The 17,930-nt window shown below is 45.7% G+C and carries 16 protein-coding genes; 8 read left to right on the forward strand and 8 right to left on the reverse strand.

Annotated elements, in window-relative coordinates:
* Positions 1–35 precede the first annotated feature (35 nt).
* Positions 36–857, reverse strand: coding sequence for a M90 family metallopeptidase (locus tag ACUJFK_RS16580; RefSeq protein ID WP_445425515.1), 822 nt, complete (start codon positions 855–857; stop codon positions 36–38).
* A gap of 115 nt (positions 858–972) precedes the next feature.
* On the opposite strand from ACUJFK_RS16580, the gene ACUJFK_RS16585 reads away from it, so the two are divergent.
* Positions 973–1,443, forward strand: coding sequence for a tellurite resistance TerB family protein (locus ACUJFK_RS16585; RefSeq protein WP_445425516.1), 471 nt, complete (start codon positions 973–975; stop codon positions 1,441–1,443).
* Here ACUJFK_RS16585 and ACUJFK_RS16590 read toward each other — a convergent pair whose 3' ends face one another.
* From ACUJFK_RS16590 to ACUJFK_RS16600, 3 genes are all read right to left on the reverse strand, one after another.
* Positions 1,444–1,764, reverse strand: a complete 321-nt coding sequence (locus ACUJFK_RS16590) for a hypothetical protein (protein WP_445425517.1) — start codon at positions 1,762–1,764, stop codon at positions 1,444–1,446.
* Positions 1,765–1,888: 124 nt separating this feature from the next.
* Positions 1,889–3,070, reverse strand: a complete 1,182-nt coding sequence (locus ACUJFK_RS16595) for an ABC transporter permease (RefSeq protein WP_306177858.1) — start codon at positions 3,068–3,070, stop codon at positions 1,889–1,891.
* Positions 3,067–3,996: an ABC transporter ATP-binding protein gene (locus ACUJFK_RS16600; RefSeq protein ID WP_445425518.1), complete on the reverse strand. Its 930-nt coding sequence runs from the start codon at positions 3,994–3,996 to the stop codon at positions 3,067–3,069. The genes ACUJFK_RS16595 and ACUJFK_RS16600 overlap by 4 nt, the downstream gene beginning before the upstream one ends.
* A 206-nt stretch (positions 3,997–4,202) precedes the next feature.
* On the opposite strand from ACUJFK_RS16600, the gene ACUJFK_RS16605 reads away from it, so the two are divergent.
* Both ACUJFK_RS16605 and ACUJFK_RS16610 read left to right on the forward strand, forming a co-directional pair.
* Entirely contained in the window at positions 4,203–5,138 is a 936-nt protein-coding gene (locus ACUJFK_RS16605) for a D-2-hydroxyacid dehydrogenase (protein ID WP_445425519.1), read from the forward strand.
* 67 nt (positions 5,139–5,205) lie between these two features.
* Positions 5,206–7,257 carry a tetratricopeptide repeat protein gene (locus ACUJFK_RS16610; RefSeq protein WP_445425520.1) on the forward strand — a complete coding sequence of 684 codons (2,052 nt, stop codon included), beginning with the start codon at positions 5,206–5,208 and terminating at the stop codon, positions 7,255–7,257.
* Between the two features lie 21 nt (positions 7,258–7,278).
* Here the strand turns inward: ACUJFK_RS16610 and ACUJFK_RS16615 are convergent, their stop codons facing one another.
* From ACUJFK_RS16615 to ACUJFK_RS16625, 3 genes are all read right to left on the reverse strand, one after another.
* Complete coding sequence (locus ACUJFK_RS16615) at positions 7,279–8,109, reverse strand: RluA family pseudouridine synthase (RefSeq protein ID WP_445425521.1); 831 nt, start codon at positions 8,107–8,109, stop codon at positions 7,279–7,281.
* 36 nt (positions 8,110–8,145) lie between these two features.
* Positions 8,146–9,180 (reverse strand): hypothetical protein, encoded by a 1,035-nt coding sequence (locus ACUJFK_RS16620; RefSeq protein WP_445425522.1) that lies wholly within the window; start codon positions 9,178–9,180, stop codon positions 8,146–8,148.
* A gap of 79 nt (positions 9,181–9,259) precedes the next feature.
* Positions 9,260–10,651 carry a PhoH family protein gene (locus ACUJFK_RS16625; RefSeq protein ID WP_306177865.1) on the reverse strand — a complete coding sequence of 464 codons (1,392 nt, stop codon included), beginning with the start codon at positions 10,649–10,651 and terminating at the stop codon, positions 9,260–9,262.
* A gap of 247 nt (positions 10,652–10,898) precedes the next feature.
* Between ACUJFK_RS16625 and rapA the strand changes: the two genes are divergently transcribed.
* The 5 genes from rapA (at position 10,899) to ACUJFK_RS16650 (ending at position 16,993) form a co-directional block, all read left to right on the forward strand.
* Positions 10,899–13,802: an RNA polymerase-associated protein RapA gene (rapA, locus tag ACUJFK_RS16630; protein WP_445425523.1), complete on the forward strand. Its 2,904-nt coding sequence runs from the start codon at positions 10,899–10,901 to the stop codon at positions 13,800–13,802.
* A 4-nt stretch (positions 13,803–13,806) separates the two neighbouring features.
* Positions 13,807–14,457, forward strand: coding sequence for an RluA family pseudouridine synthase (locus ACUJFK_RS16635; RefSeq protein ID WP_445425524.1), 651 nt, complete (start codon positions 13,807–13,809; stop codon positions 14,455–14,457).
* A gap of 160 nt (positions 14,458–14,617) precedes the next feature.
* On the forward strand, positions 14,618–15,697 hold the full coding sequence (locus ACUJFK_RS16640; RefSeq protein WP_445425525.1) for an OmpA family protein: 1,080 nt from the start codon (positions 14,618–14,620) through the stop codon (positions 15,695–15,697).
* A gap of 193 nt (positions 15,698–15,890) precedes the next feature.
* A complete protein-coding gene (locus tag ACUJFK_RS16645) occupies positions 15,891–16,211 on the forward strand; it encodes a hypothetical protein (protein WP_306177870.1) in 321 nt (106 codons plus the stop codon).
* Between the two features lie 32 nt (positions 16,212–16,243).
* Positions 16,244–16,993, forward strand: a complete 750-nt coding sequence (locus ACUJFK_RS16650) for a DUF3530 family protein (RefSeq protein WP_445425526.1) — start codon at positions 16,244–16,246, stop codon at positions 16,991–16,993.
* On the opposite strand, the gene djlA is transcribed toward ACUJFK_RS16650, so the two are convergent.
* Positions 16,980–17,783: a co-chaperone DjlA gene (djlA, locus tag ACUJFK_RS16655; RefSeq protein ID WP_445425527.1), complete on the reverse strand. Its 804-nt coding sequence runs from the start codon at positions 17,781–17,783 to the stop codon at positions 16,980–16,982. The two genes, ACUJFK_RS16650 and djlA, sit on opposite strands and share 14 nt — an antisense overlap.
* Positions 17,784–17,930: the final 147 nt, after the last annotated feature.

Genomic DNA, 17,930 nt, shown 5'->3' on the forward strand with positions numbered 1-17,930 from the left:
CATTCAGCGCACGGTGAGAGACAGCATTTAAGCGATCAGTGCCAACTTAACGGGTCTAATCGATAAAAGTAGCTCAATTGTTGATACAATGCCGGATGCTGTTGCGCTAACTCGGCGGCCTGTTCAAAAAACACCTCTGATAATACCGCAAAAAACTCTGCTGGGTTGGTTGCCGCGTAAGGGTCAATCAGCACGGGTTGGCCTTGTTGTAGCTGCCATCGTAATTGATCAAAGGCTTGCTGCATCACTTGAGACCATTGCTGATAATCTCTACTGCGTTGCAATAATGGTGCACCTTGTGCATTGCCATGTTCTTGATCTAACTGATGCGCAAACTCATGGATCACCACATTGTGACCATCCTTTGGATTGGCGGCGCCAGCCAAAGTATCTTGCCAACTTAAAATCACCCGCCCTTGTTGCCAAGATTCCCCACTGAGAATACGCCGTTGTTCACTGACTAAGCCCGCTGCATCTTGTTGCGCATTGGCCACAATAAAGGCGGCAGGATAAATCAAGATCGATCTTAGCTGCGGAAAGTAATGATTGGGTCGGTTTAATAACAGCAAACAGGCTTGCGCCGCTATGGTCACGCGCATTTCATCGGTAACGGTTAAGCCTGCACAGCCTACAAAATCTTTCTCTGCAATAAACACCTGAATATGTTTTTTTAATTGCAGCTGCAGATCAGTGGGCAAGGCGCGATAATAAGGTAACCGCTTTTTTAAGATCTGCCGCCAAGGCTCGGGAAAAGGCCGAGCGCGGATTCGCTGCCGTTGCCAAAGTTGATAGTAAGGCTGGCCAAAGATAAAACCACTGATTAAGATGGTCAGTATTAATAGGATAACTAAGGGCACTTAGGTGCTCCAATAAGAGGCAGTCGAACTCTTTTAGTGGGGTGAGGTCTGACAAAATTCAAGCATTTAGCGTCAAGCAGTTAGGCGCTATGGCTGCAGTGATTTAGGAGTTGTCATGTTTAATCTTTTAAAAAACTTACTCGAAAAAGCCAGTAACGATTGGCAAGGTGCCGGCGCGGCTGAACAGCATTGGCAACAAGCTGGGCTTAACGAAGCAGAATTTATGGCCGTGGTACTGATGTTACAGTTATCTCACGCAGACTTTGACAGCGCTGAAGCAGAGCAGCAACTTGTGCAACGCTATTTATCAGAGGAATATCAATTAACCCCAGAGCATACCAAAAAGGTTTTTGCTCAGGCGCAGCAAATGGCGGCTGACTCAACCTGCTTACACGCTTACACCTCGAAACTAAAAAGTTTAACCGAGCCGCAGCGCATTGCCGTTTTAGACCAGTTATGGAAAGTGGCTTATGCCGATGGCAATATCGACCCACATGAAGATGCGATGTTACGCAAAGTAGCGGATTTACTGTTCATCCGCCACAGTGATTTTATTCAAAGTAAGCTGGCCAATAAACCCACTTAACTAACGTGGATCGGCGTCATCTTTGTGGATAACTTCGCCTTCAATTACTTGACCGCCAGAACGCGTGTGGCTTTGCTGTTGCTGCTGATATTGACCGGCCTGCCCTCTAAATTTACGCATGCGTTGCCGATGCCGAAAAATCAAAATGGGGATCAATACCCAGCTGAGTACTAAGGCAAACAACAGTAAAAAGGCCCCGACCATCAGCATGACACCCAGTACCAACCAGGCGAGTACACGCTGTACAAAGCTGCCTCGATGCTGCAGCTGAAACTGGCGCTGCCAAGCGGCTGCTTGCTGGCGAAAGGATGAATCAAACATAATAACCTCATTTAATTTGCTGCAGTAAGTCGAACCTTGCTCTGCAAAAAGCACCACCGTGTTACCACGGCAGCTTATTATCTCTTATCTGGCTGAGCCTGACCTGAATAGTTCAAAAATACGATTACTCGGTTTTATTGCTCAGTGCCCAGCGCATAATATCGCCCCAACTCGGTTCTTTGCCATACATCTGCATACCGCGTAAAAAGATCCGCCCAGCTAAACGCCTTAACCAATACAGCGTACCCAGTAGCAATAATAACGATAGCAAGGGTTGCCACCAAGCAAGTTCTACCATGGCTAATCTTACCGGCATAGCCGCAAACGACGTTAAAGGTAACCAACTGAGTAAAGTCATGCCAAAGCCAGTGGGGCTATCGATGACCAAGTAAGTAAATAACAGCGGTAACCATGTCACCATCATTACCACCCCTTTACCACTGGTGTTCGGATCGTCAATCGATGCGGCAATGGCCGCCATAAAACAGGCGCATAACAACAAGCCAATTAAAGCAAACGGGACTAGCCAAGCGATGACCGCCCAATTTAGCCAAGTAAAATCCACCGGCTTATCGGCGATAAACAACAGCGTGATCACCGTACTTAACACGATGACTAAACTGGTAGTAAACATCGCCTTCATTGCGCTTAAGCTGTGTCCCAGCACCTTGCCATCAATCCACTGCTGTGGCGTTACAATAGCGAATAACTGTTCGGTTACGCGTTGTTGTTTTTCACCGGTAATGCTCATCAGTAATTGGCCAAAGGCCGTCGATAAACCAATCAGTAATAAAAACAATAAACCTATCGCGATCATCTTCTCCGGCCGATCACTGCCCTTGTAGTTGTCATCCAAATAACGCATTTCAAGGGTAACGGGCTCTTCTAATGTCGCTAACTGTGCCGCAGACAAACCTTGTGACTGACCATAAACTTGCCGAAAGTACTTTTGTAACTCGCTATCCAGTGTTTGCTGCCATTTTTTACCCGATAGCGTATGCACCACAATAGCCTCAGCCTCTTCGCTGACCACCGCATGCCAAGTCTGAGTCTCTTTTAACTGTGTCAATTGCTCATCTAAGGTTATCGTAGGCCGCTGAAACTGAAATTGCTCAGTATTTTCCAACGTAAAATGCGCAGGAACTGCAATCCGATATTGATGCCGGCTTTCGTCCACAAAAAAGCTCCAAGCCACCACCGCAGCCATCACCAACACCATTAACAGGTAGGAGATCAGCTGTTGTTTCCACTTAAAGAAGCGTAAAAACTCCCATTTAGCGACAATTAAACTTTGCTTAGAGATCATGCTGCACTCCCTTGCTGATGCTCGGCCATGGCCGACACATATAATTGATGTAAATCGGCTGCTTGCATGGTCACGGCGCGCACAGTGAACGAGTCCAACACTCGTTGTAGACAATGTGTAAGATCAGTGCTGTTGGCCAAAGTGACACTAAAACTGTGACTCGACTGCCATTGCCAATGCTCATCAGCCAATACTGACGCTAAGCTGTCTTCACTAACAGCTTGTTCAGTTTCAATTAACACCACTTGCTTTGGCTGTGCTTGTAGGCGGATCTCGGCTAAAGTGCCCGCTAAGACTACTTTGCCCTTTGCCATCAGCAACATGCGGTCAGCCAGTTTTTCTACCATCGCCATCTGATGAGCACTCAGGATCACCGTCATACCTTGCTGGCGCAACTCTTTTAAAAAGGCGACGACTTTTTCCTGATTGAGTGGGTCTAAGCCAGAAAATGGCTCATCCAAAATCACCACGGCCGGCCGATGGATCACAGCCGCGATCAGCTGCACTTTTTGTTGATTGCCTTTTGATAATTGCTTTAAATCTTCGTGTCGCCGTTCGGTTAACTCAAATACCTCTAACCAATGCGTCATCTGCTGCTGTGCGGTGACTTTGCTTAAACCATGCAATTGCGCTAAATACAATAAATTTTTCTCAACGCTTTTATCCGGATATAAACCCCGGTCTTCGGGCAAATAGCCCAACTGGCGACGCGGTATATGGTTATAGCGCTGCTGTTGGTATTCGACCTGAATAGTGCCTGTATCGGGCAACGTCATTCCCACTAACATACGAATAATAGAAGACTTACCCGCACCGTTTGGACCGAGTAACGCAAAGATCTCACCCGGTTCGATAGTAAAACTAACACCCCGCACGGCTTGTACCGTGGCATAAGATTTTTCTATAGCCGATACCGCTATTCGCATGCTGCTTTCTCCTGTATGAAAATACGATAATAGCAAAGCCACTGCGCTAATTCACAAGCAATTTGTTAGCAAATGTATAACAAAAATCTCAGAACCACTTAGCCAATGGTCTAACAACAACACTTGCTGCATTTTAGCTACGGCTATGGTAAAACTGTTTAATTGCTCTATCGCTAATTTATAGCTTTGGTCTTTAAGAATAAATTATGTCTCTTCAACTGGTTTTTTTAGATGCAGCCACCTTGGGTGATGCAGATTTTTCAGCGTTAAAGCACATTGATGGTGAATTAACCTTACACGATTACAGTACAACTGCGCAGATTGTGCCGCGCTTGCGCAATGCTGATATTGCTATCGTGAATAAATGCATCTTAGATGCCGAGGTACTGAAGCAGCTACCGCGTTTAAAAGCGATTATGATTAGTGCAACCGGCACCGACAATATTGATTTGGACGCGGCAGCAGCAGCCGGCATTGTGGTAAAAAATGTGCGTAACTATGCCGAAACGGCGGTGCCGCAGCATGTTTTTGCGTTATTACTGGCACTCACCAATCAACTTATTGGCTATCAGCAGCGGGTTGCCGCGGGCAAATGGGCACAAAGTCGTTCTTTTTGTTTGCTGGATTTTCCGATAATGGAATTAGCCAATAAAACCATGGTGATTGTGGGTTATGGTGCTTTGGGTCAAGCTACGGCAAAATTAGCGGCAGCTTTTGGTATGCAGGTAATTATTGCAGAGCGCCCTAGCGCAACGGTGGCAAGGCCAGAAAGAATGCTGATGGCAGAAGCCTTTGCTCAAGCCGATGTGGTGTCATTACATTGTCCGTTAACGACAGACACACGAGCTTTTATTAACGCACAGCGGCTGGCATGGCTAAAACCCGGCGCGATTTTAATTAATACCGCACGAGGCGCGTTAATCGATGCCGCAGCATTAATTAATGCTTTGCAACAAGGAAAACTGGCGGCCGGTTTAGATGTGTTAGCCGAAGAACCGCCCGCGCCCGACACGGCGCTGTTGCACTGTGCCTTACCGAATTTATTAATTACCCCACATATTGGGTGGGCCAGCCGCGAAGCCAGAGCACGGATGGTGGGCAAAATTGCTGACAATATTAATAACTTTATAGCAACACAGTAGAATACTTCACACCATGCGCCAACAAGTTGAATGCAGTGGTCAACAACCTAATAAGAGCAAAAGTGCTATGAAATGCCTGACGTTTGTTACCTTTATACTACTGTTTATCAGTACGAACTTAGCCGCAGAAACGCTGAGCTCGAGAATGCGTGATGCAGCAAGCAGCAGTGAACATGCCGAACAAGTGATCACGTCGCTACAAACGCAAACAGAGAACAGCCTAAGCACCGAAGACTATTTAGTCTTAGCAGAAAGTTATCAAACACTCGGCAAACGTGAAGCCGCTTTAGATGCGGTTAATAAAGCAGAAAACATGGCGCCAAGCGATTATCTTCGCGCCATGAGTTTGTTTCATAAAGCGCAAATCTATGGCATTTATTTTCAAGACGCCGAGATGGCACTAGTGCAATTAGTTGAAGCTGAAAAGCACCTAATCTCGTTAAAAGATGTGGCTGCAAAAGTGCTATTGAGCGATGTATTGAACAGCTTTGCCTCTGCTAATAACGTATTGGGTAATCTTAGCCAAGGCTTAGAATATGCCAAGCGGAGTTTGCTGTTAGCTGAAGAGCTTAGCAATACCCCACGCCAGTTGAATGCCTTAGTACTGATTGGCCGATTAGCATTGCAAAATAACCAATATAAAGTCGCCTTTAGTCATTTTGAACGAGCACTGGTCATTGCCCGTGAGTTATCGGATGACGAACAAATTGCATCGATTTACTTCCGCATGGGCATGGCTTATCGCAAACTTGATCAACATGATCTTGCCCTCACTCACTTTCAACAAGCGGCTGAACGCTATCAACAATTAAATCGGCTGTCGAATTACAGTCATGTACTGATTTACATGGCTGAAAGTTATATGGAAGGTGAACAGCAGATAGCACAAGCTGAAACTTTACTGCAACAAGCCTTAGAGATCGCAGAGCAATTACAGCACAAACAGCGCACCGCTTTGGTCTATTACAGCTTGGGCCGCGCCGCACTTTTAAGTAAAAACTACCCACAATCAGAACAGTATTATCAATTGGCTTTTGAGAACTTTAAACAGTTAAACATCCGCAGCATGATGCAAGAAACTGCGTTGGCCATTGTTAAATTATTCATTACGCAACAACGTTATGCTGAAGCAAAAGTGCTGCTAAATGAATTAAGCCCGGATATCGAACAAGCCGCTATTTTTTTACAATTGCGCTATCACGATAGCGCAGCAGCTTTAGCGAGCGCGGCAGGCGATTGGCAACTAGCCTATACCTTACAAGAAAAAGTCACTCAATTAAATCAACAAGAATTAGCAGAACAAATGCAGTACAACATGGCTGAGCTAAGCGAAGGCTTATCAGAACTTAATGAAGCAGAGCAATATCGCCAGCAATTAACCGCATTAAAACAAACCTTAGCAGAAACAGAATCTCGCCAATTTTTATTGCAAGCGTTACTGGTTTTACTGATTTTTATCTGCTTTGTTTTTTGGCAATTGGTGCGCCGGCAACAAAACGCCGTCACGCCTTCGGTAGTGCCAGAGTTAGCGCCACCACAATGGGTCCAGTTCCGTGAGAAGGCTAAAGTGCTGGATCAACAGCAAACACAAAGCTTACTCGTTATTATGCCGCGCCAGCGTGCTGCCTTACAGCGGCAATTTGGCCGACGCATTGTCACCAATATGCTGAAACAATTAGCACAAGAGCTTGATACAGAGGCGGTTAACGCATCCTTTAGTGGCAGTGAAATGCTTTGGCTCGCCGTTGACAGCCAAGATAAAGCCGCACAAAGTGCTTTGTTAGAACAAGCCATCCAATCATTCAGCCATAAATTGCTCGCGCTAGGTGTTGCACCCGCTATCTTAACGGCAGAACTGGAATTAGCTTCATTACTAGGACCCAATTGGCACAAACGTGATTTGAATGGTTTAACCGATATCGTATGGTTTGGTTGGTCATTACTTGAGCAATCTCCGCCAACGGACCTGGCTTGGCGGTTAAGTTTCACCACTGAACATGCTAGGCCCTGCGAATGGCAGGTAGAAGATTTACGCACAGATATTGTCAATGCTTATCGCTTGGGCGAACTGACCATTTTGGTCAATCAACAAGCTTTAACGCCAGATCAAGTCGATTAACCCCCTAACCTGTTTACCCTATCACGCTATACGCAGTGCCGCTGGCAGCTCAAAATGCTGCTGGCGGCGGCGTAATGGACAGTTAAAACTTAAACTGACCGCTTGTAATGCCAACCCTGCCGCCGATTTATTGCCACTACCATACTGTGGATCGCCTAACACCGGATGGCCAACACTGGCAAAGTGACGACGAATTTGATGTTTTCGACCACTGATTAACTGCACATGAAGTCGGCTGCAATCGGTAACGGCATTATAATCCTCAACAGTAAAACGGGTTTCTGAGGCTTTATTGTCTAAAGGTAAGCTGATCACCCCATCGGCTATTAAATCGGCAGATAATTGGCCTTTTACCGTGATGGCGTAACCTTTGGCAATGTGTCGCTGAGCAATTAATTGACTAAAAGCGGCAGCCGCTTTTTTGCTGTGAGCAAGTATAACTAAGCCACTGGCCTCACGGTCTAAGCGATGTAATAAAAAAACCTGCCGCGCGGGGGTAAAGTGCTGCTCAGCAAAGCGCAGTAAACTCAGATGATCGCCCCACTCATTGCCTTGCGACAACATACCTGCCGGTTTAAACCAAATGCTGTAAGCCGTTTCATCAAATAATAAGGTTGCCGGCGCACATTGCCGCTGCAAAATATCCTCATCGTAATTTAACAGTAGTGTTGCACCGGGCTTTAACATAAATTGAGCGCGGCGCAACCGTTTAAACGGCTTGCCGACTAACTGCACTGCACCTTTATTCATCGCATCTTTTAAACGGCCTTTACTTAATTCAGGAGCAGCGGAGACCAGTAAATCGATAGCCGAGATGGCCGAAGTTACCGGCAGTTGACGAGACAACTTCATAATATATTCTCAGCCCTTGCCATTGGCAAAGGTATATCAGGATTTCAATCGGCTGATCTTATCAAAGATCTCTTCCCAACCACTAGGAATATGTCTTACGCCAGCCTGATCGCGGATCGCTCGCTCAACATGAACCGTTAAACGCCGCACCGGCCTCACCACTTTTTGCTTGTAACGATACGCATAACCTAAACTTGCCAGCGACAACACGACAAGATAGCCAATCCAATAAGCAATAAAGCTTTTAAAGCCGGCACTAAATAAGCCATTCCGTGCTTCGAGCATCGCTAAAGAAAACGGTTGCCGACCTATCCGTTGTAATTGCAATAACATTTCATCGACCTTGCTGTCGTCTTTTGTCGTGCCACCGAGCATATGGCCATGCTCATCTAGTAACAGGAAATCAGCCCCCGGTGTTTGCTGTTGTAATGGCATCAACAATAAAGGAACATCTAACACAAATAAGATATACCCCGCCCCACCATTCGGCTGCTGGATACGTTGGCTTAGCAATACTTTGTTTTTACTTAACGCCAAAGTCGCTAAACCTAGTTTAGCTGAGCCTTCAGCTTGCTCATATTGCTCAAACCACGGCACTAAACTCGCTAAAGTTGCGGTGAACTGTGTCTGCGGATTAGCATAAATAAAATGTTGTTCTGACACATACACAATGCGCTCTAGCGCGGGTTGCATCAATTCGATAGCCGTAAAGGCTAAATCGAGATGCTGCAGTAATAACAATTCGCTGGCCACACTGTCGGTTTTCTCTACTAACTCCGCGGTATTTAATGGCTCTCCCTGACGATTATGCAGCTTTAACGAAAGCGAGCTTTGCAAAGCAGCTTGCTCACTAAACGGCAGTTTGGTTAACCAATCAAGCAAATTCAGCAGCGGTTGTAGTTGCGTGTCAATTTGTGCGGCTTTAAATTGCAAACGTTGTTCGGTGTGTTGTAGCCGGTTATCGATGGTCAATAAAAAGTGACAGAGTGCCGCAACAAAACTCAACATTAGGACGAATAGCGCCGCCAATTTGACCGTACGGCGATATTCGTAAAGCGCTGGATTTTGCATCAACCTTTCCTTGTTAACAATTGCGTTGAAACTAAATTAGCGCGTTTCATTAATTAGTCAATCTATCCATCGCAGAAAACTACAAGTTCGCCTCAGCAAAAGAGGCTAATCGACTACGAACAACCCCATTTAAATTAACGGTAGTACTGCCTTCAAAGTTTTTAAAACGCTCCACAATGTAAGTGAGCCCCGAGGTCACCGCAGTAAGATAATTACTGTCTATTTGCGATAAATTACCTGAGCAGATTAATTTTGTTCCCTCGCCACAGCGGGTAATAATGGTTTTTAACTGCGCTGCGCTTAAATTTTGGCATTCATCTAAAATAACAATGGCATTTTGAATACTGCGGCCACGCATAAAGTTAACCGACTTAAACTGAATATTCGCCTTTTCCATAATGTAATTCACGCTGGCATGCGGATGTTCGTCGGTTTTGTGCAGTACTTCTAACGAATCGGTAATGGCCGCCAACCAAGGTGCCATTTTTTCTTCTTCAGAGCCTGGTAAAAAGCCAATAGACTCGGCAATTTCAGGTGTATTCCTCGTCACAATGACTTTATCGTAAATGCCTTTTTCGATAACCATCTCCAGCGCGGCAGCTAAGGCAATTAGGGTTTTTCCGCATCCGGCTGGGCCAGTTAAAATCACCAAATCCATTTGCGGATCGAGCAAGGCATTTAAGGCCATGGCTTGATAAATATTTTTTGGATGAATCCCCCAAGCATGTCGATGCATTAATCGCTCATAACCGAAGTCTTGGATTTTTAATTCGTGCTCGCTGACTGCCAAAACCTTCCCAGCAAAAGTTTCAGCCTCATCGACTAGATACTCGTTAACATAAGCATTAGGTAAGACCTTTCGGTTGATGTAATGGACCGTATCGCGCCCTTCATTCACACTGTGACATTCACCGACTTGTGGCCAAAACTCTCCGGCAAATTTGTAATAGCCCTTATAGAGAAAGCGTACATCATCTATCAGTTGGTCAGTGCGGTAATCCTCTACATGCTTTAAACCTGCACCCTTGGCTTTTAAACGCATATTGATGTCTTTTGTCACCAATATGACTTTTACAGGGCTTTTTTCGCGCTGCAAATACAAGGCGGTGTTAATGATCAGATGATCGTTCTCGCCGCCGGGTAAACCAGGGATTTCATCTTTTAGATGGTGATCGTTAACAATAAAAATATGACCGGCGGGCTTGGCATCTTGGCGGCTGGGTAACGCCACACCGTGCAGCATTTGCTCTGGGGAGGCGTCTTTTAAAATATCTTCTAACGCACGAATCGCCACTCGTGCATCTCGGCTGACGTCTTTATTTTTATCTTTTATATGATCAAGTTCTTCTAATACCGTCATCGGTATCACAACATCGTTTTCTTCAAAATTGAGGAAGGCAAAAGGTTCATGCAACAAAATATTGGTATCTAGAACATAAATTTTTTTCGCTTGCTGTTTTTTCCGCGCCATAAGCACTCCTTTATTTGCTTATCTCACCGTAATGCATTACGGCTCTTTTTAGCATAGTGCAACTTTGCCAGACTGCGACTAAAAGTGCCGAACCGCACCTTAGACGCTAATTGCTACGTTGCCGTTACCAGATGACAACAGCATGACAACTTATAATCGTTGCTGAAGAAAAAGCTGTGCGAGACAGATGCAACCAAGGTCGTTTCGCTGTACCATAGCGCCCCGTTTTTGACAGTTAGGGTTTAGAATGAATTTTGCACTGGGACAACGTTGGATCAGCGATACAGAGTCTGATTTAGGCTTAGGTACTGTAATTGCACTGGAGGGCAGAATGCTATCAATTCTGTTCCCCGCCAGCGGTGAAACACGCTTTTATGCTCAGCAAGAAGCGCCTCTGACTCGCGTGAGTTTTAACATCGGCGATGAAGTGAAAAGTGCAGAGGGCTTTACTTTACTGGTGCAGCAAGTAACGATTGAAAACGCACTATTAAGTTATCACGGCATTCGCTTAGATACGCAAGAACCCTGCATTTTACGCGAAACCTTTTTAGACCACTTCCTGAGTTTTAACAAACCTCAAGATCGCTTATTTGCCGGTCAAGTAGACCGTTTTGAATTCTTCCCATTACGCTTTCAAAGCTGGCAGCATCAACAAAGCCTGCAACAAAGCCCGCTGCGTGGTTTGGTTGGTGGTCGTGTTAGCTTGATCCCACATCAGCTTCATATTGCACGCGAAGTATCACAGCGCCACGCGCCACGCGTGTTATTGGCCGATGAAGTAGGTTTAGGTAAAACCATTGAAGCCGGTTTAATTATTCACCAGCAATTACTGACGGGCTTGGCCAGTCGTATTTTGATTATTGTACCGGAGTCATTACAACATCAATGGCTGGTAGAAATGCTGCGGCGCTTTAATCTACGTTTTGCGATTTTTGATGAAGAACGTTGCCAGCAAGCGCAACTCGATGCGGATAACCCGTTTGATACCGAACAACTCGTGCTGTGTAGCATGGAGTTTTTAGCGAAAAAGCGCAGCTGGCATGAGCATGCGGTCAGTAGCCACTGGGATTTATTGGTGGTCGACGAAGCTCACCATCTTCATTGGGATCCGTTAAAGCCTAGCACGGAATATCAGCGCATCGAGGCCCTAGCCCAAGATACAGCCGGTTTAATCTTACTGACAGCCACCCCCGATCAACTTGGCCATCAGAGCCACTTTGCCCGGCTACGGTTATTAGATCCTGATCGTTTTTATGACTACGAACAATTTCAAGCTGAAGAGCAAGATTATCAGCAGATCGCCAAGTTAGCTCAGCAACTGTTAAGCGCCACGTCACTGAATGCTGACTTGTTAGCCTCGTTAAACAACTTGTTAAACGATAGCGCTAGCCAAGCGCTATTACAATCACTCGCCGATCAGCAACCCCTCAGCGAGACGTTGCGGCATGAGCTGGTCGAAAAGTTATTAGATCGTCATGGAACCGGCCGCATTTTATTCCGCAATAGCCGTAACACCATTCAAGGCTTCCCAAAACGTTGCCCGCTATTACAACCTCTGGCAATGCCAGAGCAATATCAAAATGCCTTAAAAGTGCATCGCGCCTTGCAACAAGACGCCTCGGTGCACGCTAAAATCACCGCTAATCTCTTTCCCGAGCAAGTTTTTCAGGCATTTGAAGGTGAAAACAGCCAGTGGTGGCAATTTGACCCGCGTGTTGCATATTTGTTGTCCGCCTTAAAAGCGGCGAAACACGGCAAGTTTTTAGTGATTTGTGCGTCGGCAGCCACGGCTCTCGCCTTGGAAGAAGCCTTACGTTTATCTGAAGGTATTCGTGCCGCCGTATTCCATGAAGGCATGAGCATTATCGAGCGAGATAAAGCGGCCGCCTACTTTGCCCAAGAAGAGTACAGTGCCCAAGTGTTGCTGTGTTCTGAAATTGGTAGCGAAGGTCGTAACTTCCAGTTCGCCGAACATTTGGTATTGTTTGATTTACCGCTAAACCCTGATTTACTCGAACAGCGGATTGGCCGGTTAGATCGGATTGGGCAGCAGCATGATATTCAGATCCATATTCCCTACTTTGTGAATACCGCTCAGCAATTATTATTAGAGTGGTATCATCACGGCTTAAATGCGTTTGCCAAAACCTGCCAAACGGGTCGCCTGATTTTTGAACAACAAAAAGCGCAGTTAGAACAGCTACTCGCTGACTACCGAGGCCCGAGCGACGAGGCCGAGCAATTAATCGCAGCCTGTGCTGAATTGGCCGCCGAGCTACAAGCTAAATTGGAGCAAGGCCGCGATCAGTTATTAGAAATCAACTCCAGCGGTGGCCAACAAGCGTTACAACTTGCTGCCGAAGTCAGTGCACTCGATCAAGACGTTAAACTGCCAATGCTGATGTTCAAGGCATGGGATTTACTGGGCGTTAATCAAGAAGATCGCTCTGATACCAGCATCATTTTAAGGCCATCTGAGCATTTACAGCAAAACTATCCTGGATTAGCAGATGATGGCACCACAGTCACCTTTGACCGCGCTACTGCATTAGCCGAAGAAGATATTCAATTTTTAAGCTGGGATCATCCGATGGTCACAGGCACTTTGGATATCCTGAGTAATGATGTGTTAGGTAACAGCTCCGTGGCATTATTACCTAACAAAGCCGTACCGGTTGGTAGCTTCTTTGTGGAGTTAATTTATATCGCAGAAGCGAGCGCGCCAGCGGCGTTACAATTGGGGCGTTATTTACCGCCTACGCCGATTCGTATGTTGTTAGATAAAACCGGTAAAGATCTGGCAGCCAAAGTGTCGTTTGATAACTTTAATCGTCAATTAAAACCGGTTGGTCGACAAACGGCGACAAAACTGGTGAATGCCTTACAAAATCTGATCCACCCTATGCTGCAACAAGCGGAACAGTTAGCCACGCTGCAACTTGAGCAATTACGCAGCCAAGCACAAACCCAAATGCAGCAAAGCTTAACCGCAGATATCGAGCGTTTGCAGGCACTTCGCCAAGTAAACCCCTTAGTGCGGGATGAAGAGATCGCTCATCAACAGCAGCAATGCCAGCAACTGAATGAGTACTTGGCCAAAGCTCGGTTAAAATTAGATGCGATCCGGGTGATCGTGGTGAGTCACGATTAACGCCATGCTGTTAACTTATACCCCACCGACATGGCCTTATCTCGATATTTTGTATCAAGACAACGATATCGTGGTGCTAAACAAGCCCAGTGGCTTATTGTCGGTGCCGGGTAAAGATCCTGCACACTTTGATAGCATGCAATACCGAGTGCAACGCGTTTGGCCCAATGCCAGCATTGTGCATCGCTTAGATATGGCCACCTCAGGGGTGTTTATTATGGCAATGCACAAAGAAGCGCAACGTGAGCTAAACCGGCAATTTCAACAGCGCGAAACTGAGAAAAGTTATGAAGCGAGAGTCTCCGGTTTAGTTAAGGCGAGCAGTGGCAGTATTGATTTGCCATTGATTTGTGATTGGCCAAATAGACCGATGCAAAAGGTGTGTTATCAACATGGTAAGCCTTCTTTAACGCACTATCGCGTGCTTAGCCGTGCCAATTACCAAAGCCGCGTGGAATTAACCCCTGTCACCGGACGCTCTCATCAACTACGCGTGCACTTACAATTTATTGGTCATCCCATCTTAGGCGATAAATTTTACGCCGGAGAGGCAGTGCATGCTGCAGATCGGCTGCAACTGCATGCCTGTCATTTAAGGCTTAGCCATCCAACAACGGCAAAAAAGATGATTTTTTCAGCAATTTGCCCTTTTTAAGTAAAAAGAATCGGCTATTAACGCAACATTCATTTAACTGCACTATTATTGTATTGTCTTAAAAATAAACTTTATTTTTTGCAAAAATCAATAATACTGACAAAACAATATGGTAAACTATAAAAAGTTTGCTTAATTGGATGAATCGAAGGAGAAACGGATGAAACTTAAAGCAATCGCTGTAGCAGTTCTTGCGGCTATTCCGCTGTTTGGCGCTCAGGCTATTGCCGATGCACCAACAGCTCAAGATCTAGAAAAAAAGGTTTTTGGCTCACTATTTGGTGAAGGCTACTGGAATGATTCGCGTAAAGCGCAATCAGCTACCTGGAGCAACACTGATGATGCTTGGGGTGTAGGTGCTGACATTGGTTACCGTGTCAACGAAACTTGGGGTGTGCGCTTTGAATATGCTCGTCAGAGCTTCAATTCATTAACTCAAGATTCTCGCGTAACGGGTGACCGTTTTGGTTTAGATGCAATGTATCATCTGGCTAACACTAATCTGTATTTAGTGGGTGGCTGGAAACATTTTGAAAATGACATCGCCTTTGACGCAGTAAACATTGGTGTTGGTTATCGTTATTTTGTTAGCCCAGCGGTAGCCTTATTTGTTGAAGGTAATCGTTTCCGTGGTATTAACAACGGCGATTGGAATGATGCGTCTTTAAAAGCAGGTGCAACGTGGGTTTTCGGTGCTGAAGCAACTGCTGCTCCTACTCCTGCTCCGGCCCCAGCTCCGGCCCCAGCGCCAGCACCAATGCCTGTTGATTCTGACCGTGATGGCGTAGTTGATAGTCAAGACAAGTGCCCTAACACACCAGCGGCTCACAAAGTAGATGCTCAAGGCTGTACTATCTACACTGAGAAAATGGACCGTGTAGGCGATGTCGATATCGAAGTTCGTTTCGCGTTTGACTCTGCAGCAGTATCTGCTGACGGCCAAACAGAAGTTAACCAGTTAGCCGCCTTTATGAAACGCTTCCCTGAAGCGGTTGTGTTCATCGAAGGTCACGCGTCTAACATCGGTAATGCCGCTTACAACATGCGTTTATCTGAGCGTCGTGCTAAAGCCATCGCTGATTTATTAACAGCGCAAGGCATCAACAGCAGCCGTATTACCTCTAAAGGTTTCGGTGTCACTCAGCTTCGCGTTGAGGGTAATACCCGCGCAGCACACGCTGCCAACCAACGTATTGAAGCAAAAGTAACGGCTAAGATTAAAGAGCCAGTACTTCGCTAATAGTATTTAAGTACTAATATTAAATAAAGCCGCTATGCTAGCGGCTTTATTTTTATTGGCTTTCGCTACTCTACTATTATTTTCTATTGCCGTAATTTACAATCACTGCTAATTTTTAGTACATAATGTCAATTACTGGACTCCTCCTATCATGGCTAAGTTTGTTTTTCTTCTCATTACATGCGGTCTATGCATGTTTAGCATTAACGCCATTGCGGATGATGTTGAAATGATTCAATTACAGCATTCAGCACATGTCTGTAATGACGAGCAAGAAACACAACGTCTTGCAGCAAACGATCATCTTAGAGAAATGGCCAAAGCGTTGGTCGAATTTAAAGCCACAAAATTTTGTTTTATCATCCAACCTTCAACTGTGGTTGCCTTACTCGAGCATAAAGGCAATTACATAAAATTTAGACATAACAACAAAGTGCTGTTTGCTTTTGCCGAAGATTTACTGGCACAACACCTTCCCGCTCAAGATATGGGAACACAAGCCGCTATAGAGTAATCAATTTGAGTTTTTTAATGGCGGTAACATAGATGCAAAATAAAGGGTTCGCATTAGCTGTTATGCTTTTTGCCGCGACCAGCAGCCAAGCAGAACCTCACTGGCAAGATATTCAACGCCAATTCCCTCAGGTTAACCTACAACAATTTGATGCTGCGAGTGCCACCTTCATGGCATTGCATACCCCCAGTGCCGCTCGTTTAACACGAGGTAGTATCGTGTTGCTACCGGATGCCCATCAGCATGCCTTTAGTCCTTCGTTACTTAATCAACTTCGCTTATCTTTACCTGACCGTGGCTGGGATCTCTGGGTGTTGCCGCAACCAGATCCAGTAACGGCGACCAACTCTGCGCAGCAATTAACATTACAAAAAAACCAACTTAGCCAACGCTGGCAATTGTTAGCGCAGCAAGCGCGGTTAAAGCCACCAGTGATTGTTATTGCACAAGGGAAAATCGCAGCGGTAATGAATTTACTGCTGACAGATAGTTTAAATATGCCACCGGCCGCGCTAGTGAATTTAGGGGCCTATTTATCAGCAACCGAGCAACAGAGTAGCTTTGCACAAAACGTATTGAATAACGTACCGGTACTCGATTTATTAACGGCGCATGACCATCCACAAGCACTTGCCTCGGCCACAGCAAGGGCAGAATTAGGGCAACAGCGTGGCAATGCTTTATATCGACAACGTCATTTAAACGACGGTTTTCATCAACAAAGCCTGCAACACTGGCAAGTCAATGAAATTATCGGCTGGTTACACTCTACGGGTTTTTAGCTCGGGCCTGCTTGATTTGCTCATACGCCGCTTGAATATCTTGCGTACGTCTTTTGGCTACCTCTAACATCGCCGCTGGCACTCCCTGTGCCATTAATTTGTCTGGATGATGTTGCGACATCAATTTACGGTAAGCACGCTTCAGCTCTTTGTCAGCAATCTCTGGTGTGCAGCCCAGCATTTGATAGGCCGCAAGTAAAGAGGGCCCTTGTTCTTTGCCGGGGGCTTGCCCCTGTTTAAACCGTGACTGCGCCTGATAAGCCAACAGCAATTGCGCTAAAGTGCTGCGCGAAATATGCAAACACTCGGCAACTTGAATTAAAAGCTGATGCTGCTCAGCGCTGATGCGGCCATCAACACAGGCAATACTTAATTGAATTTCTAGGAATAATTGTAAAACGTCCGGCCGCCGTTTATAGCGTTGGTAAAACTCCGTAATTTGCGCGCGAAACGGAAAATTAACCGCCTTGCCATCTCTAAATGCCGCTTGTGCTTCTTTTTGCTGCAGAGCATTTAAACCCAACTGTTGCATAAAGTGGGTGGCTTCTGAGATATGTGCTTTGGTTACCACACCCGTCGCTTTCGCAAGATGCCCCATTGCAGCAAAACTACTGTACATAAATAAGGCTTGTTCATCGTCTTGCCCGAAAACGCTTTGCAGCCCTTCCCAATTCGCTAATTTGCGTTGAAACATCTGATCAATAAGATGCCCTACTACCACACCCAACAACAGGCCAGGTAGCTTAAATAAAGCGATACCAAATAAGGCACCAAGAATTTTTCCCCACACGTAACATACCCCGAAAACTGCAATGAGCCCTGAGCCAGCCACTGGTCTGGCATAACACGATTAACATAGGCACTATATCGGATTAGCAGGAATTCTAAAATTGATTTATCATAACCCACCGAAGGTCGGCTGGTGCGACGCAGTAAG

This window comes from Alishewanella sp. HL-SH06, assembly GCF_052656265.1.

Excerpts from the sequence above, each read along its gene's own strand:
- ACUJFK_RS16635 (WP_445425524.1), top strand. The coding sequence starts at position 13,807 with ATGCTGTTAACTTATACCCCACCGACATGGCCTTATCTCGATATTTTG.
- ACUJFK_RS16605 (WP_445425519.1), top strand. The coding sequence starts at position 4,203 with ATGTCTCTTCAACTGGTTTTTTTAGATGCAGCCACCTTGGGTGATGCA.
- ACUJFK_RS16645 (WP_306177870.1), top strand. The coding sequence starts at position 15,891 with ATGTTTAGCATTAACGCCATTGCGGATGATGTTGAAATGATTCAATTA.
- ACUJFK_RS16640 (WP_445425525.1), top strand. The coding sequence starts at position 14,618 with ATGAAACTTAAAGCAATCGCTGTAGCAGTTCTTGCGGCTATTCCGCTG.
- ACUJFK_RS16595 (WP_306177858.1), bottom strand. The coding sequence starts at position 3,070 with ATGATCTCTAAGCAAAGTTTAATTGTCGCTAAATGGGAGTTTTTACGC.
- rapA (WP_445425523.1), top strand. The coding sequence starts at position 10,899 with ATGAATTTTGCACTGGGACAACGTTGGATCAGCGATACAGAGTCTGAT.
- ACUJFK_RS16625 (WP_306177865.1), bottom strand. The coding sequence starts at position 10,651 with ATGGCGCGGAAAAAACAGCAAGCGAAAAAAATTTATGTTCTAGATACC.
- ACUJFK_RS16615 (WP_445425521.1), bottom strand. The coding sequence starts at position 8,109 with ATGAAGTTGTCTCGTCAACTGCCGGTAACTTCGGCCATCTCGGCTATC.
- ACUJFK_RS16590 (WP_445425517.1), bottom strand. The coding sequence starts at position 1,764 with ATGTTTGATTCATCCTTTCGCCAGCAAGCAGCCGCTTGGCAGCGCCAG.
- ACUJFK_RS16610 (WP_445425520.1), top strand. The coding sequence starts at position 5,206 with ATGAAATGCCTGACGTTTGTTACCTTTATACTACTGTTTATCAGTACG.
- ACUJFK_RS16650 (WP_445425526.1), top strand. The coding sequence starts at position 16,244 with ATGCAAAATAAAGGGTTCGCATTAGCTGTTATGCTTTTTGCCGCGACC.
- ACUJFK_RS16600 (WP_445425518.1), bottom strand. The coding sequence starts at position 3,996 with ATGCGAATAGCGGTATCGGCTATAGAAAAATCTTATGCCACGGTACAA.
- ACUJFK_RS16620 (WP_445425522.1), bottom strand. The coding sequence starts at position 9,180 with ATGCAAAATCCAGCGCTTTACGAATATCGCCGTACGGTCAAATTGGCG.
- ACUJFK_RS16585 (WP_445425516.1), top strand. The coding sequence starts at position 973 with ATGTTTAATCTTTTAAAAAACTTACTCGAAAAAGCCAGTAACGATTGG.